Genomic DNA, 15,808 nt, shown 5'->3' with positions numbered 1-15,808 from the left:
GCCGGACTCATTTCGGCAGGTTCGCCACCACTGTGCGAGCGATGGATTCCGCTGTGCGGCAATTGGCTTCATTGTCCGATCCGCCCTGTATCCGGATCTCCAGCTGTTCGGTGAACTCGCCGAGCTCCCGGTACCGGAAGTCGCGGGTGCAGATCGAAGCCACCTTGCTCGCCGGAGCCAGCAGCACCCGGCCGTCGCCCAGATCGACCTCGGGGTACTGTCGCGAGGTCGTCCGCTCGCGGCTCGCGGTCACCTTCAGATCCTGGGTGCCGGTCCACTGGCAGACGTGCGCGGCGCCTTTGGCGTTGTCGTCGGGCTGCGGGCCGAGCGTCGCGGTGAGGGTCTCGCGATCGACCAGCGTGCACGGGTCGACGAGCGCCAGTGACCCGGTGCGGTCGGCGGCGCGCGGCGGCGAGCCGATGGCGATCGACTTGGCGAGCGCGTAGTCCGCCAGCGCGCACTGATCGCCCTTGCCGACGGACACCCGCAGGCCCCAATGTTCCTGTGCGCCAGCTGTTTGCAGACCGCGTTCGCAGCCGGACTCGTAGCTCGATCCGAGCACCGGGCGACTGGCCAGTGTGGTTCCGGTGCGGGTGAGCGTGTCGAAGTACCCGCCGGGCTGGAACGACAGCGTTTGATCCCGGCCGCCGACCGCGCGGCAGCTCCAGTCCGGTTCGGTCTGGAACTGCCACGTCGTGACGTCCGGCGACCAGGCCGGTACGAGGTTCTCCGGCAGCGTGGAGCCCAGCGCCGCGCGCAGCCAGCCGCAGGCGTCGGTGGCGCGCAACTCGGCCAGCGTGTGCTGGGCCGGGTCGGCCGCTTTCTCGCCGTCCCAGCGCCACCAGGCCGCCCCCGCCGTGACCGTCACGACGAGTAGTGCGACCAGCGCGGTGACCAGAATCCGTGAACGGCCGCGCCGGCGTGCCGAGGGCGCGCCGGCCATGGCGGTACGGGTAGCCGGGTTCCGGCGCGCGCCCGGCAGTACCGAGGTGCCTTCCGGGTCGGCGGTCAGCACGGTCAGTTTGCTTGCCCGCCGGTCGATTTCCTCGTGAATGGCTTCCGGCCACGGCCGCCCGAACGATTCCGGCCGGCCGAGATACTGCAAGATCTGCGCGGGCGTGGGGCGCGCGGCCGGATCCTTGTCCAGGCAGGTGGTCAGCAGCTCCCGGAACTCGGGCGGCACCCGGGACAGGTCCGGGTCCACGTGCACGATATTGAACAGCGTGTAGGCCATGGTCTGCGCCGCGAACGGATGCGCGCCCGTCGCGGCGTTCACCAGTAGCGCACCCAGCGAGAACACGTCCGAAGCGGACGAAACACGCTCCGACAGCGCTTGTTCCGGTGACATGAAGGCGGGAGAGCCCAGTGCGGAACCGGTTTCGGTGAGACCGCCCGGATTCTCCGCCAGCTGCGCGATACCGAAATCGATGACCCTGGGACCGTCGGCGGCCAGCAGCACATTGGCGGGCTTGAGATCTCGATGCACCAGCCCGGCGCGATGCACCGCCTCCAGCGCCGCCGCGAGCCCGGCGGCCAGCATGCGCAGCGCGGGCACCGGCAGCGGACCCCATTCGGAGATCACCTGATCCAAGGGCACGCCCAGCACGAAGGCCGACGCCAGCCACGGGGCCGGCGCATCGATGTCGAAATCGATGACCGGTGCGGTGAACGCGCCCGAAACCCGGGTCGTCGCGGTCACTTCCCGGCGGAAGCGGGCCCGGTACTCGGCTTCCCCGAGCAGATGGCCGTGCACCTGTTTGATCGCCACCAGGCGGCCGTCCGCGCCGGTGCCGAGCAGCACGCGGCCCATACCGCCCGCGCCCAGCACGCCGAGGATCCGGTAGCGGCCGATCTGGTGCGGATCGTCCGGACCCAGTCGCTGGACGGTCATTTCGGCAGCTGGGGTAGTACCGCGGCCATGGCCTGCTTGGCCCGGTCGCAGGAGGTCGTGTTGTCGTCGCCCCAGCTGCCCAGCATGATGTTCACGACGTCCGCCTTCTTGTCGGCGGTGGGGCGAACCATGTACTTCAGCGTGCAGTTCCCCTGGCCGTACTTGGTCACGCCGTCATCGAGATAGACGATCTTGCCGTCGACCTGCGTGGTCGGCGGGGCTTTGCCTGATAAATCGGGCAAATCTGGCCGGGTGGTCTCCGAGAGCTCGAGGCTCATGAAGAACTTGTCGCTCTCCAGGTAACAGGTGCCGGGTTGGAGCAGGCGCCGGGAGTCGGTGCCGCCGAGCACCTTCGCGGCCGTTTGCCCGTCCAGCAGCGCGCACGGTTCCAGCCGGCGGATCGCGTTGCCCGGAACGGTCACCAGCGGGGCGTTCACCGCGAGCTGGTTCGCGATCGAGAGGATCCCCGCTTCGGCGGCTTTACACGATTCGATGCCCTTTCCGCCCGCGGTCACCTCCAGCACCATCCGCGGGCTGCTCTGGGTCACCACCCGGCGCTGGCAGTTGGTGGTATCCAGGAAAAGTCCGTAGATCGGCATCCACGCGGCGGAACCGCCGGTCGGCGTCCACTTGCCCAACGTTTCCGACACGGTCCCCGTGAAAGTGAGGCTCAGGCTGCGCTTCTCGCCCGAGGTCGGTGTGAAGGAGGATGAACAGCCGCCGGAGACATCGTTCTTGATCTCGCCGGTGCGCTGGCCGATTGTGGCGATACCGGCCTTCTCCACCACGGCACAGGTATCCAGCAGCTGCCATTCCGCTCCGGTCAGCGCCACCGGCGGGTTGGTCATCGGGGTGGCGTGGCCCGACTGCAATGCCAGTTCGCGTGCACCCGCGCCGAGGCCGCAGAGCAATGCCACCACGCCCGCCGCTGCGGCGGAGCGGAGCACGGTGCGTTTGCGCCGGGCCTGCAGATCCGCCAGCTGCGCTTGATATTTCGCGTGTTTGGCGGTGGTCTCGGCCCACCATTCGGAATCGGTGCGATGGGTGGCGATCACCTCGCGCACCGCACCCGGCCATACCGGTTCGGCCTCGATCTGCCCGGCCGCCGCCATCAGTTCCTCGGGTGCCGGGCGTTGTTCGGGATCCTTCGCCAGGCAGCGACCGACGATGTCCCGCAACGGTTCCGGCACCCGGGAGATATCCGGCGGGTTGTACATGACGTTGTAGAGCACCTGCGGGGTGGCGGTACCCGCGAACGGGCTCGCCCCGGTCGCGGCCATGGTCAGGATCGCGCCCACCGAGAACACGTCGGCGGCCGGGGACAGCGGCTGGCCCTGCGCCTGTTCGGGCGACATGAAGGCGGGGGAGCCGATCACCGAGCCGGTGGCGGTGAGCTGGGCATCGCCTTCCAGGGCTCGCGCGATACCGAAATCGATCACCCGTGGGCCGTCGGTGGAGAGCAAGACGTTGGCGGGCTTGAGATCTCGGTGAATGAGCCCCGCCCGGTGGATCTCGATCATGGCCGCCGCCAGACCGGCGGCCAGCAGCCGCAAGCCGCCCAGGGACAGCGGTCCGGTCTCCTCGACCACCGTCTTCAGCGACGGGCCGGGGATGTATTCGGTTGCCAGCCAAGGGGTCGGCGATTCGGTGTCGCTGTCCACGACGCCGGCGGTGTACGCGCCGGTGACCTTGCTGCTGGCCTGCACCTCGCGATGGAAGCGGGCGCGGAATTCCGCGTTGCCGGCCAGGTGCGGGTGAATCCGCTTGACCGCCACCAGTCTTCCCGACGGCGCCTGGCCCAGCAGCACCCGGCCCATGCCGCCCTGGCCGATCACGGCCACCATGCGATTGCGGCCCAGCCATTCCGGATCCTTGGAACCCAAGCCCTTCATTCGCCGTCCTTCAATACCGCGTACTCGGCGGCAGCCAGTTGGCGCACATCCGACTCTTGATTGCTGAACACTTCCGCGACGTACTTCCCGTGCGGGATCAGGCAGCGGAAGCGATGTGCGGTGGCCACGGTCGGATCGGCCTGGGCCGCTCGGAGACACGCGATCTCGGGGACGTCGGCGACGCCGGTGATCGGCGCGTACTTCGATACGCCCGGGTCGGCGGCCAGCTGTGCGGCGAACCCGGTCGCCGCGGCGGCGTCGGGGAGCCGATACAGATACTTGTTGTCCGACACCGCGATCGCATCCACCCCGGCGTCCCGGTATCGCTTGGCAGCGGCCGCCGGGGCGGTGTTCCTGACCGCGAAGGCGCGAGGACCGTAGACCGCGAAGTCTCGTTGATCGGGGGTTCCGCTGCCGGTCCGCACCAGCCGGGTGAGGAGTTTGTCGCGGTCCAGCTTCAGATTCGGCTCGTCGGCTTTGGTGGAGGCCACGGTGTAGTCGGCCAGCAGCGCGGTCTGCAGCTGGTAGGCCTTGGACGCGATGGCGACCATGCGGTCCAGGTTCGGTTCGCGGATCTGCACGTACATGCCGATCACCACGGACTTGTATGCCATCCAGGTGCCCATGTCCGGACGGCCCGGACGCCAATGGCTCAGTGCCGTCGGCTGATCCGGGATCGGGAACGGGACGTTCTCGGCGTTCAGGCGGAAGTCCTCGGCCTCCACGGCTGCGGCGGCCGCGGTGGCGGCCTGCTCGTCCGGGAAGGAGAGCAGGGCCACCGTCAGTTCGTAATGATCTTCGTGCGCACCGAGATACGCGGTATCCGCCGCATCCGCGACATAGGCGCCGAGCAGGTCGAACGGCACCACCGCTTCGGCGCGCACGGCGGTGGCGTTCTCCAGGCCGTGCGGCTGGTAGATCACCCGGCCGCCGCGGCCCGCCGTCAGCTCCGGCGCGACGTCGCTGCCGTACACGATGTGATCGGCCAGGCGCAGGCTCTCCGCCAGGCGGCCCCGGCCGCGGTCTGCCCCGTCGTCGTATTCGCTGCCCGGGCGTTGGATCGAATATGTGCCGTAGCGTGAATCCGCCTGGCTCGAAACGGAGTCCGAACCGCAGGCGGCGGTGAGACCGCTCATGGATACCGCGGCCAGCGCCACCGCAGCGAGCCGGTGGAACCGGAACCGCATAACCCCCCTAGGTCCGGCGACGGTGCGCACGGACTTTTCGACTGCAAACTGAACCGAGCGACTGTCCGGTCTCGGTCGGCGTCAACCTATCACCGGCGCGCCGGGGCCAGCCAGCCGAGAAACCGGTTACGGGGCACCCGATTTGTGCCGGTCCGGGGCGGTGCCGCGGATCAGCCGCGATGGCGGCGGTGATCGACGACGAAATCGTCGGCCACCGTGGCGGCGAGCTCCACGTACGCGCGCTTCACCGGCTTGCTCAGGCGATGCAGGTCGATCTCCGCGCCCTCGCCCAGATGCGGGTCGTAGGGGATGATGTGGACCGCGCGGCAGCGGGACAGGAAGTAGTCACGCAGCTGATTGATGCCCACGTTCGGCGCGCCCGGGCGGGGCAGGTTGATGACCACCACCGCGTTTCGCACCAGATGGTCGTGGCCGTGCAGTGACAACCAGTCCAGGGTGGCCGCCGCACTGCGCGCACCGTCGATGGCCGAGGACGAGATCAGCACCAGCGAATGCGCCAGGTCGAGCACGCCCGCCATGGCCGAATGCATCAGCCCGGTACCGCAATCGGTGAGGATGATGTTGTAGAAGCGCTGCAGAATCCGCGCCACGGCACGGTATTCCTCATCGCTGAAGGCTTCCGAAGCGGCCGGATCCCGTTCGCTGGCAAGCACTTCCAACCGGCTGCCGCCCTGCGAGGTATGCCGCCGCACATCCGAGTACCGCTGAATGTTCGGGTCCAGCAGCAGATCTCGCACGGTGGACCGCGTCTGCAGCGGCACGCGCTGCGACAGGGTTCCGAAGTCCGGGTTCGCGTCCACCGCGATGACCCGGTCCCCGCGAATGGAAGCGAAAGTCGACCCCAGACCCATGGTAGTGGTGGTCTTACCGACGCCGCCCTTCAGCGACAGCACCGCGATCCGGTAATCCCCGCGCACCGGCTGCCGAATCCGCGCGACCAATTCCTGCAGCCGCCGCTCCTCGGCCGACATGCCGGGATTGATATTCCCGCCCGACATGTGATGCACAGCCTTGCGCCATCCGGTCCCCGGCGCCTTCTTGGCCCGTCGCATCGGCACATCGTCGAGCGAAGGCGCCGGACTCCCCGGAGCACCCCCACCCCACTGCGGCTGCCCACCCCACTGCTGTCCGCCGGACCCCTGCGGCTGGCCCCACTGCTGCCCGTCCGCCCCTTGCCGGGCGGCCTGCTGCTGCGCGGCCCACGCGGCCAACTGCGGGTCCACAGCACCGTGCTGTGCCGGCTGCCCGCCCTGCGCCCAGTTGGCCTGCTGCCCAATGGCATCCGCGCCGGCGTGCGGGGCTGCGCCCGGCTGACCCTCGGTCGCAGGATCGGATCCCGGCTGTCCTGCGGCTCCGAGAGGTGCGTTCCCACCCGGCTGCCCGGGCAGTTCGCTCGGCCGCTGTCCGCTCGCCTCGTGATCGGGACGCGCATCAGCGGATTGCCCCGCCTCGTGCGGGCTACCGCCTTGGGGCGCATTCGTCGGCGCGGCCGTACCGGCCTGCTGCCCCGGACCAGTTGGGATCCCCCCGCCATTCCACTGCGAAGGCGAACCGACCGGACCGTTCTGCTGCCACGGGCTCTGCTGGGATGCGGGACCGTGCGACGGCACGCCGTCCGGGGCAGTAGGAGCATTAGGCCCGTATCCGACCGGCGGCACCAGCGGATTCGACCCGGACTGCGTCGTAGATCCTTGCGGCATCGGCGAATTCGAGTGCGGCACGAGCGGCTGCGAGCCGGTCCCCTGAGGATTCATCCCCGGTGCGAAGTGGCCACCATTCGTTCCCGGACCGCCCGGCGAACCGTTGGTCTGCCACGGATTCGGCTTCGAAGCAGGCCCGTAAGGCTGCGCGCCACCGACGTTGCCCGGCACCGGATTCGACTCGGAGCCGACCGGCGGCGCGAACGGATTCTGCCCGGTCCGAGCCCCCGGCCCCGGTCCCGGTCCCACCGGGGAATTCGGATCACCCACACCCGGCGGCACCGAGCCGGGCGCACCGGACGGATAAGCAGGCGGGGCCATACCGACTGGACCGGGCGCCATATTGCCCGGCCCGAGAGGCTGCGCGGCCGGTGCCATATTGCCCGGGCCCAGGGGCTGAGCAGGCGGGACCATATTGGCAGCGGCCGGCGTATGCGGAGCCGGAGCCGCCCACTGGTTGCTCGGATCAGGCTGCGGAGCGGCCGGACCGGGCACGCCCGGCTGACCGGGCTCGACGCCACGGGGACCGTAAGGCGACGGGCCCTGCTGATTCGCCCACGAATCCAGCTGCGGCCCACCGGCTGCCTGGAAACCCTGCGACGGAGTAAGCGGCGCATCGATCGCGCGATGCCGCCCACCGGTCACGGGCAACTGCCCGGTGCTGGGTTCGCCTTCGGCATTCGAAACGTCGGAGGAAGCCGGAGCCTGCGCATCTGTTTCGGCCGCTTCGGCATTGTCGCCGGACGGCGTGCCGATGAGTCCGGAGGCGGCAGCCGCCTGTGCGGCGGCGGCAACCGGATCGAAGTCGGAGGTTCCACGAATGGGTCCGCTCGCCGCCGCCCACGCCGCGTCGGTCGGGTGCAGACCGATCGGCGACGGGGTCCCCGCGGCGTTGGGTGCGCCCACCGTTCGGGAGTCGGCCGTTGCGGAGCTAGGCCCGGATTGCGCTGCGGCAGAAGCCGGATCGGCGTCACCGGCCGTGGTGTCGAGGTCGGAACTGTTCCGGGTCCGCGCGGCGTCGATCGGATCGGAGACGGCCGAGTCCGATCGCGGGATACCACTCGAACTTTGGCTGCCCGTGGTGGCTGCGGGCACCGCATAATCGGACGTGCCGGAATCCGCGGCTGCGCCCGTGGCATCGGAGCCGACGGCCGGGCGGTTCAGCGGCGGTGTGACCGCACCGACATGGGGGCGTGGCGCGGCGGTCGTCGAATCCGCGGCCGCAGTTCCATCCGGCGAGTTCGAGTTCCCCTGTGCGGTGGTCGCTTCGGGCCTCGGGCCGGTCAGCGCTCCTGCGGCGGAGCGGGAATCGGTCGCAGGGTTGGCCGCGCCGGGGCGGTCCTCTGGTGTGTGATCGCGGTCGGTCGGCGAAACCGCTTCGGGGGCAGGGCTGTCCGGGAAGCGGGTGGTAGGCGCGGCAGTTGCCGGGGTGGGGCCGGTCGCGCCGGGATTGCCTGCCGGATTCGGCGGGGCGGGGATCTCGGGGCGGGCGGGTGGGGTCACCGGGACGCGGGTCGTGAGGTCGGCCGGGCCTGCGGTGCCTGGCGTCGGGGCATCCGCGGCGGGCGGCGGCGGAGGCAGCGGAACTCGGGCCGGGTGCGGTGCGGACGACTGTGGTTGCTGCGCTTCGGCGTTCGGGTCGAGTGGAGCCGGAGGCGGGGGAGCGGCATTCGGCGATGGGGGCAGCGGCATGCGCGTGGTCATCGCGGATGGGGCGGACGCGGCCGGCGGTTCCGGGATGCTCTGGCCGTTGTCGATGTGCGGCGGCGACGGCGGCAGCCGGCGATCACCGTTGAGGTCGGGCTGTGGTGGCAGTTGCCGGCCGGGTCCGGTGGCGGGCTGTGGCGGGAGTCCACCCTCGGCGGCGTGGCCGGGCCGAGACGGGAGCCCGTGGTCGCCCGCGAGATCGGGGCGAGGCGGGAGGCCGTGGTCGTTCGCGAGATCGGGGTGGGGTGGGAGCCCGCGGTCGCCTGCGGGGTCGCGCTGGGGCGGAATTCGGCTGTCGCCGTTGCGGTTTGCTGCGGGCGCGGGTGGGAGGCCGGGGTCGCCGAGGGGCGGCATCGGGGGGATGCGGGTGTGAACGGTCGGGTCCGAAGGGGCCACGGGCGGGCGCGGCGGGACCGGGTCGGCTCCCGTGAACGGGGCCGGGATGTGCGGTGGCGCAGGAGGATTCGCGGCGCCGCGCAGCTGCGACGGGGTCGGCGGATCGGCCGGACCGCGCTGCTGGGGCGGGGTCGGCAGGTCGGCCGGGCCACGCTGCTGGGGCGGGGTCGGCAGGTCGGCCGGGCCACGCTGCTGAGGTGGGGTCGGCAGGTCGGCCGGACCACGCTGCTGAGGTGGGGTCGGCGGGTCGGCGGGGGGCCGCTGTTGGGGCGGGGTGGCCGGTTGTGCGGGTGGCTGGGTGGCGGAGGACCAGCGCTGGGTGGGGGCGGCCGGGGTGGCCGGAGGTTGGGTGGGGGCTACCGGGGGGCGGTAGGGCTGGGATTCGGGGGCGCGGCCGTCGGTGGGGGACGGGGGCTGGCCGGGCTGGTTCCACGAGGGGGTCGGCGGGATGCGGACCGGTTCGGGGGTGTGCTCGGGTTCGGGGGCCGGGGCGTCTTTGCGGGACTTGCGGCGGCCGAAGAAGCCGCGGGAGGACTTCTCCTCCGGGATCGGGTCCTCTTGGGGGAGGTTGCGTACGGGTTCTTCGTAACCGGCCGGCGTGACCTCGTTCTCGGACAGCCACGGCGGCAGCATGGGGAGGCCGTCGTTGGTGCGACTCACATCTACCCCTCGTACCCCTGAGTCCCGATCTTGCTCGATTGCGACGCCAGTTTAGCGAGAGTCGGCGGGGCTGTCCGGGGGAGGCGGGACGAGAAGGTGTTCTGGCGCACGTCCGGGCGGCCGTATTTGGCCGCATCTGGGGATACGGGTAAGCTTGGCTGCTGGTGCGTTCTCAGAGTGGTTGTGGCATGTCCGCATGCGGGCCCGCTGAGTATCGCAGCTGGTCGACGCAAATGCACGACGAACTGTGACGACCCACCAGCCGTACAGAGCATGAACCAACCAGGTTCAGCCTAACCGGGATCGCGGAGGATATGGCGAAGAAGGAAGGGGCCATCGAGGTCGAGGGCCGGGTTATCGAGCCGTTGCCCAATGCGATGTTCCGGATCGAGCTGGAGAACGGTCACAAGGTTCTCGCGCACATCAGCGGCAAGATGCGGCAGCACTACATTCGCATCCTGCCCGAGGACCGCGTCGTCGTGGAGCTTTCGCCCTACGACTTGACCCGCGGTCGCATCGTCTACCGCTACAAGTGAGTTTCCGGGGCCTCGAGTCCCGGTTTTCCCCGGTCGAACTGACCGGGGAACAACTGTGTTCACGGCCAGTGGACACCAACCCAGATTGGATCTGACGTGAAGGTTCAGCCGTCCGTCAAGCCGATCTGCGAGAAGTGCAAGGTGATTCGCCGTCACGGGCGAGTCATGGTGATCTGCGAGAACCTGCGCCACAAGCAGCGTCAGGGCTGAGTCCGGTCTTAGCGCCGGGCTCACCGGGGTTGTTTTCCCGGTCGCTCACCAGCCAAGCACCGAACGCGGTTCGGATTGGCTAGAAGAAGAACTCCCAGCACCAGTCGCCGTCGCCGAGTCCCGTCAGGGGCGGATGGCGGCCTTCCCCCGGCACGGAGGCCGGGGCCCCACACGCGGGGACGGACTGGGAGCAGACCTCCGCAAAAGTAAGGAATCGCCAAACATGGCACGTCTGATGGGCGTCGACCTCCCGCGCGAAAAGCGCATGGAGATCGCGCTGACCTACATCTACGGCATCGGCCGTACCCGCGCCAAGGAGATCCTGGCCGCGACCGGCGTCAGCGCCGATCTGCGTTCCAAGGACCTCAGCGATGACGACCTGACCAAGCTCCGCGATTACATCGAGGCGAGCGAGTTCAAGGTCGAGGGTGACCTGCGTCGCGAGGTGCAGGCCGACATTCGTCGCAAGATCGAGATCGGCTGCTACCAGGGCCTGCGGCACCGCCGCGGTCTCCCCGTGCGCGGCCAGCGGACGAAGACCAACGCCCGCACGCGTAAGGGTCCGAAGAAGACCGTCGCCGGTAAGAAGAAGTAGGGATAGCGCATGCCTCCGAAGAGCCGGGCCGCTGGCCCGAAGAAGACTCAGAAGTCGCGTCGCCGGGATAAGAAGAACATCCCGCACGGCCACGCGCACATCAAGAGCACGTTCAACAACACGATCGTGTCCATCACCGACCCGGAAGGCAACGTCATCTCGTGGGCGTCCTCGGGTCACGTCGGCTTCAAGGGTTCGCGTAAGTCGACCCCGTTCGCCGCGCAGCTCGCCGCCGAGAACGCTGCCCGCAAGGCGCAGGAGAACGGTGTCAAGAAGGTCGACGTCTTCGTGAAGGGCCCGGGTTCGGGCCGCGAGACCGCGATCCGCTCGCTGCAGGCCGCCGGCCTCGAGGTGGGTTCGATCTCTGATGTCACCCCGCAGCCGCACAACGGCTGCCGTCCGCCCAAGCGGCGTCGCGTCTAGCGGGAAAGGATTTAGCGAAAAATGGCTCGTTATACAGGCCCCATCACCCGCAAGTCGCGTCGTCTGCGTGTCGACCTCGTCGGAGGCGACCAGGCGTTCGAGCGTCGTCCTTACCCGCCCGGCCAGCACGGCCGCGCGCGGATCAAGGAATCCGAGTACCTGATGCAGCTCCAGGAGAAGCAGAAGGCTCGTTTCTCCTACGGCGTCATGGAGAAGCAGTTCCGCAAGTACTACGAAGAGGCGAACCGCCAGAAGGGCAAGACCGGCGACAACCTGCTGCGTCTGCTCGAGGCTCGTCTGGACAACGTCGTGTACCGCGCCGGTCTGGCTCGTACCCGTCGCCAGGCTCGTCAGCTCGTCTCGCACGGCCACTTCATCGTCAACGGCGTGAAGGTCGATGTGCCGTCGTACCAGGTCTCCCAGTACGACATCATCGATGTCAAGGAGAAGTCGCTGCCCACGCTGCCTTTCCAGGTTGCGCGTGAGACCGTCGGCGACCGCCCGGTTCCGGGTTGGCTCCAGGTCGTTCCCGGCCGCCTTCGCATTCTGGTGCACCAGCTCCCCGAGCGTGCGCAGATCGATGTTCCGCTGCAGGAACAGCTGATCGTCGAGTTCTACTCGAAGTAATAGGTGCGGTAACGCACCGCTGGTGGGAAACCACGTGGGGGCTTCGCCCCCACACCCCCGGAAAGGGGGACTGGGGGCCTTGCCCCCAGGCCCCCCAAAGGGATTGGGGCGCAAGCCCCTTGGTTTCTCACAGCTCCCAAACGTGGGCGTCAAATAGTGGGCGTCCGAAGGAGGAAGAGTATCCATGCTGATTTCACAGCGACCGACGCTGACCGAAGAGGTCGTGTCCGAGAACCGGTCGCGGTTCACCATCGAACCGCTGGAGCCGGGCTTCGGTTACACCCTCGGCAACTCGCTGCGCCGCACCCTGCTCTCGAGCATTCCGGGTGCCGCGGTCACCAGCATCCGCATCGACGGCGTGCTGCACGAGTTCACCACGGTTCCGGGCGTGAAGGAAGATGTCACCGACATCATCCTGAACCTCAAGGGCCTCGTGGTGTCGTCCGAAGAGGACGAGCCGGTCACCATGTACGTGCGCAAGCAGGGCCCGGGCACCGTCACCGCCGGTGACATCGTCCCGCCGGCCGGTGTGACCGTCCACAACCCGGACATGCACATCGCCACCCTGAACGACAAGGGCAAGCTGGAGATCGAGCTCGTTGTCGAGCGCGGTCGCGGCTACGTTCCTGCCGTGCAGAACAAGGCCTCGGGTGCGGAAATCGGCCGGATTCCGGTGGATTCGATCTACTCCCCGGTCCTGAAGGTGACCTACAAGGTCGAGGCGACTCGTGTCGAGCAGCGCACCGACTTCGACCGGCTCATCCTGGATGTCGAGACCAAGAACTCGATCTCCGCTCGGGATGCGCTGGCGTCGGCCGGTAAGACCCTGGTCGAGCTGTTCGGCCTGGCGCGCGAGCTGAACGTCGAGGCGGAAGGCATCGAGATCGGGCCCAGCCCGGCCGAGGCCGACCACATCGCTTCGTTCGGTCTGCCGATCGAGGATCTGGATCTGACCGTGCGGTCCTACAACTGCCTCAAGCGCGAAGGTGTGCACACCGTCGGCGAGCTGGTTGCCCGCACCGAATCCGACCTGCTGGATATCCGGAACTTCGGCCAGAAGTCCATCGACGAGGTCAAGGTCAAGCTGCACTCGCTCGGCCTGTCCCTCAAGGACTCCCCGGCTTCCTTCGATCCGTCCTCCGTCGTCGGCTACGACGCGGCGAGCGGCACTTGGAGCGACAGCGGTTCGTTCAGCGACACCGACAGCGGCGAGCAGGACTACGCCGAGACCGAACAGCTTTAGGCAATTCGGGGTGTAGCGCCCCGAATCGGCCTTAGACACAGGAGATTCCAACAATGCCCAAGCCCAAGAAGGGTGCCCGCTTCGGCGGGACGGCGTCGCACCAGAAGGCGATCTTCGCCAATCTGGCGACGGCGCTCTTCGAGCACGGTCGCATCACGACCACCGAGGCCAAGGCCAAGGCGCTGCGCCCCTACGCCGAGAAGCTTGTCACCAAGGCGAAGGGCGGCACCCTTGCCGACCGTCGCGAGGTGATGAAGGTGATCCGTAGCAAGGATGTCGTGCACAGCCTCTTCGCCGAGATCGGTCCCTCGTTCGAGGGTCGTGACGGTGGCTACACCCGGATCATCAAGACCATCCCGCGCAAGGGTGACAACGCGCCGATGGCGATCATCGAGCTGGTTCGCGAGAAGACCGTGACCAACGAAGCCGATCGCGCCCGTCGCGTTGCCGCCTCGCAGAAGGCCGCTGAAGCCCCCGCCGCCGAAGAGGCTGTGGTCGAGGCCGAGGCTCCGGCTGCTGAGGCTGCCGAGGAGAAGAAGGAAGACTAGTTCTTCCTTCCCCCACTCTTGGGGTTCTCAGGGGTAAACCCCTGAAACCCCGATCGAGTGGGACCGGTTCCGAGGTCGGGGTTCTCAGGGGTAGTTCCTTGGGCCTCGATCGTGTGGGACCGGTTCCGAGGTCCCGGGTTCGTCCCGGGGCCGACGAGCTGGATTCCGGGCCCGCCTGGAATCCGAAGCGGGAAAGCCCATGAGTGAGCCCGCCGTCCCCTCCGGGTCGGCGGGCTTTCTCCATGTTAACCAGGAGATCGCTGTGACGGTTGAGGATCTGCCGCCGGGGCCGGTTGCGGTTCGGGTACGACTGGATATCAGCTATGACGGCACCGATTTCACGGGGTGGGCGCGGCAGCCCGGATTGCGCACCGTGCAGGGCGTGCTCGAGGAGTCGCTGAGCAAGGTGCTGCGCGAGAGCGTGCAGCTGACCGTGGCGGGGCGGACCGATGCGGGTGTGCACGGGGAGGGGCAGGTCGCGCATTTCGATACCCGCGCCGAGGTGGACGGGCCCAAGCTGGTGCATCGGCTGGCCCGGTTTCTGCCGAAGGACGTGCGGGTCAAGGACGTTCGTATCGTGCCGCCGGAATTCGATGCCCGGTTCTCGGCGATTCGCCGGCATTACGCCTATCGGCTGACCACCGCGGCCTACGGGGCGGAGCCGTTGCAGGCGCGGCACGTGGTGCCCTGCCGGTCCGGCGTCGACCTCGAAGCCATGCGGGAAGCCTCGCGAAAGCTGTTGGGGCTGCACGATTTCGCCGCGTTCTGCAAGCGGCGCGAAGGCGCCACCACCATTCGCGAACTGCAGCGCTTCGACTGGGAGCAGGACGGTGACCTGCTGACCGCGTACGTGAGCGCCGACGCCTTCTGCTGGTCCATGGTGCGCAGCCTGGTGGGCGGCGTGCTCGCGGTGGGCGAAGGCCGCCGCACCCCCGACTGGATCGTGGGTTTGCTGAACGAACGCGAACGCTCCAGTTCGGTCACGGTGGCGCCGGCGCACGGCCTGAGCCTGATCGCCGTCGACTATCCCGCCGACGCGGATCTCGCGGCCCGGAATGCGCAGACCCGTGAGGTGCGCACCGTCGCGAGCGCCGAAGGCTGTTGCGGGGACTGACTTTTCGACGGCACGACACGCCGGTCGTGCGGGTCGCGCGAAGCTTCGCGCACCCCGAGGTATTCGGCATGGCGGATCTCGCGGCCGGGGATCGTGGGGTCATGAGCCGAAACAGGGGGCGTAAGGCGCGAAGGCGCGGCGGGCAGGGGAGCGGAACCCGATTCCGCAGGCCGGGATGGTGCGGTTGCCCGCGCTGCCGGCGCGGCGAGTTCGATCCGTGGCAGCTGCTGGAGGGCGTGCTCGCGGGCGCGGCCGAATTGCCTGCCGACGAGGGCGCGTTCGAAGGGGAACTGCTGGCGGCAGCGGTGTCGGAGTTCGGCGGTCTCGGGGGACCTGCCTTCGCGCATGCTTTCACCGCCTGGTGCGTGCTGCTACTGGAGACCCGCCCCGGCCCGGCTGCGCTGGGGGTGCTGTGCGGCTTGTCCCGGCTCGCCACCGGAGAACTGGCCGATGCGGCGAGTGCGGCCGTGGACCGCCTGGTGCTGGCCGGAATCATCCCGCCGCCGTGGGCGTCTCGGCTCACCGAACCGGTGCGGCCGACCGCGTTCACCCGCGTGAACTCGCCGGACGGCGTCGGTGCGGCATTGGTGGGCACCTTCGAACGATCCGGCTGCGCACACGGATTCCTGCTCGAAGTGGACACTCTCGGCGACGGCTCGGCGGAGCAGATCATCCCGTTTCCCGGCACTGAGCTGGAGACCGCGGTGCGCCTCGCGCGAGAAAGATTCACCGGCGCTGTCGAAACCTTGCCCGCCCCCGAGTTTCGCCGCCAGGTCGAAGCGGCACTGGCCGTCCGCACCGAACTGGACTTCGCCGACCTTCATGCCGGTGTCCTGCCCTTCGACGAATCCGTCGACGGCATCCCGCCGTTCAGCGTGGCCGCCCGCGTCCTCCGGGCCCACCTGCACAGCATCGCACTGGAATAGGCTGCCGCCCTTCAGCGTCTCGCACCGCATCCTGCCGGACAATGCGTGTGATTTCCGGTGGTTTGCGCACTGCCGCGTGCTGGTGGAGGTGTCTGCTTTCCGGTGGTGTTCGCGCTGTATCGCGCTGGGAGC

At 68.8% G+C, this 15,808-nt stretch carries 13 protein-coding genes; 9 read left to right on the top strand and 4 right to left on the bottom strand.

Annotated elements, in window-relative coordinates; translation table 11 throughout:
- Window positions 1–7: 7 nt before the first annotated feature.
- The 4 genes from NY1_RS13260 to NY1_RS45385 all read right to left on the bottom strand — a co-directional run bounded on the left by NY1_RS13260 (window position 8) and on the right by NY1_RS45385 (window position 9,454).
- Window positions 8–1,891, bottom strand: a complete 1,884-nt coding sequence (locus tag NY1_RS13260) for a serine/threonine-protein kinase (RefSeq protein ID WP_067711846.1) — start codon at window positions 1,889–1,891, stop codon at window positions 8–10.
- Window positions 1,888–3,783, bottom strand: a complete 1,896-nt coding sequence (locus tag NY1_RS13255) for a serine/threonine-protein kinase (RefSeq protein ID WP_067711843.1) — start codon at window positions 3,781–3,783, stop codon at window positions 1,888–1,890. The genes NY1_RS13260 and NY1_RS13255 overlap by 4 nt, the downstream gene beginning before the upstream one ends.
- Window positions 3,780–4,970, bottom strand: a complete 1,191-nt coding sequence (locus NY1_RS13250) for a DUF7373 family lipoprotein (RefSeq protein WP_067711840.1) — start codon at window positions 4,968–4,970, stop codon at window positions 3,780–3,782. Before NY1_RS13250 ends, NY1_RS13255 begins: the two co-directional genes overlap by 4 nt.
- Window positions 4,971–5,140: 170 nt before the next feature.
- A complete protein-coding gene (locus NY1_RS45385; RefSeq protein WP_369690434.1) occupies window positions 5,141–9,454 on the bottom strand; it encodes a MinD/ParA family ATP-binding protein in 4,314 nt (1,437 codons plus the stop codon).
- A gap of 314 nt (window positions 9,455–9,768) precedes the next feature.
- Between NY1_RS45385 and infA the strand changes: the two genes are divergently transcribed.
- From infA to NY1_RS13190, 9 genes are all read left to right on the top strand, one after another.
- Window positions 9,769–9,990, top strand: coding sequence for a translation initiation factor IF-1 (infA, locus tag NY1_RS13230; protein WP_040804562.1), 222 nt, complete (start codon window positions 9,769–9,771; stop codon window positions 9,988–9,990).
- Window positions 9,991–10,086: 96 nt separating this feature from the next.
- Window positions 10,087–10,200, top strand: a complete 114-nt coding sequence (rpmJ, locus tag NY1_RS13225) for a 50S ribosomal protein L36 (protein ID WP_033085975.1) — start codon at window positions 10,087–10,089, stop codon at window positions 10,198–10,200.
- A 223-nt stretch (window positions 10,201–10,423) separates the two neighbouring features.
- A complete protein-coding gene (gene rpsM / locus NY1_RS13220) occupies window positions 10,424–10,795 on the top strand; it encodes a 30S ribosomal protein S13 (protein WP_067711829.1) in 372 nt (123 codons plus the stop codon).
- Window positions 10,796–10,804: 9 nt separating this feature from the next.
- On the top strand, window positions 10,805–11,218 hold the full coding sequence (gene rpsK / locus NY1_RS13215) for a 30S ribosomal protein S11 (RefSeq protein WP_019045110.1): 414 nt from the start codon (window positions 10,805–10,807) through the stop codon (window positions 11,216–11,218).
- Window positions 11,219–11,239: 21 nt separating this feature from the next.
- Entirely contained in the window at window positions 11,240–11,845 is a 606-nt protein-coding gene (gene rpsD, locus NY1_RS13210) for a 30S ribosomal protein S4 (protein WP_067711827.1), read from the top strand.
- A 184-nt stretch (window positions 11,846–12,029) separates the two neighbouring features.
- Complete coding sequence (locus tag NY1_RS13205) at window positions 12,030–13,088, top strand: DNA-directed RNA polymerase subunit alpha (RefSeq protein WP_029923719.1); 1,059 nt, start codon at window positions 12,030–12,032, stop codon at window positions 13,086–13,088.
- A gap of 53 nt (window positions 13,089–13,141) precedes the next feature.
- Window positions 13,142–13,636: a 50S ribosomal protein L17 gene (gene rplQ, locus NY1_RS13200; RefSeq protein ID WP_067711824.1), complete on the top strand. Its 495-nt coding sequence runs from the start codon at window positions 13,142–13,144 to the stop codon at window positions 13,634–13,636.
- A gap of 199 nt (window positions 13,637–13,835) precedes the next feature.
- Window positions 13,836–14,750 (top strand): tRNA pseudouridine(38-40) synthase TruA, encoded by a 915-nt coding sequence (gene truA / locus NY1_RS13195; protein WP_084534930.1) that lies wholly within the window; start codon window positions 13,836–13,838, stop codon window positions 14,748–14,750.
- 101 nt (window positions 14,751–14,851) lie between these two features.
- Complete coding sequence (locus NY1_RS13190; protein ID WP_157762197.1) at window positions 14,852–15,676, top strand: hypothetical protein; 825 nt, start codon at window positions 14,852–14,854, stop codon at window positions 15,674–15,676.
- The last annotated feature ends 132 nt before the right edge of the window (window positions 15,677–15,808 follow it).

The sequence above is a fragment of the Nocardia yamanashiensis NBRC 100130 genome (assembly GCF_001613325.1).
GTDB lineage: Bacteria > Actinomycetota > Actinomycetes > Mycobacteriales > Mycobacteriaceae > Nocardia > Nocardia yamanashiensis.
Note: the sequence above shows the minus strand (reverse complement) of the source record. Positions and strands in the feature narration are given on the sequence as shown.

Bases quoted from the DNA above. Each gene is read 5' to 3' on its own strand.
- truA (WP_084534930.1), top strand. From the start codon at position 13,836: ATGAGTGAGCCCGCCGTCCCCTCCGGGTCGGCGGGCTTTCTCCATGTT.
- rpsK (WP_019045110.1), top strand. From the start codon at position 10,805: ATGCCTCCGAAGAGCCGGGCCGCTGGCCCGAAGAAGACTCAGAAGTCG.
- rpsM (WP_067711829.1), top strand. From the start codon at position 10,424: ATGGCACGTCTGATGGGCGTCGACCTCCCGCGCGAAAAGCGCATGGAG.
- rpsD (WP_067711827.1), top strand. From the start codon at position 11,240: ATGGCTCGTTATACAGGCCCCATCACCCGCAAGTCGCGTCGTCTGCGT.
- infA (WP_040804562.1), top strand. From the start codon at position 9,769: ATGGCGAAGAAGGAAGGGGCCATCGAGGTCGAGGGCCGGGTTATCGAG.
- NY1_RS13255 (WP_067711843.1), bottom strand. From the start codon at position 3,783: ATGAAGGGCTTGGGTTCCAAGGATCCGGAATGGCTGGGCCGCAATCGC.
- rplQ (WP_067711824.1), top strand. From the start codon at position 13,142: ATGCCCAAGCCCAAGAAGGGTGCCCGCTTCGGCGGGACGGCGTCGCAC.
- NY1_RS13190 (WP_157762197.1), top strand. From the start codon at position 14,852: ATGAGCCGAAACAGGGGGCGTAAGGCGCGAAGGCGCGGCGGGCAGGGG.
- NY1_RS13250 (WP_067711840.1), bottom strand. From the start codon at position 4,970: ATGCGGTTCCGGTTCCACCGGCTCGCTGCGGTGGCGCTGGCCGCGGTA.
- NY1_RS13205 (WP_029923719.1), top strand. From the start codon at position 12,030: ATGCTGATTTCACAGCGACCGACGCTGACCGAAGAGGTCGTGTCCGAG.
- NY1_RS13260 (WP_067711846.1), bottom strand. From the start codon at position 1,891: ATGACCGTCCAGCGACTGGGTCCGGACGATCCGCACCAGATCGGCCGC.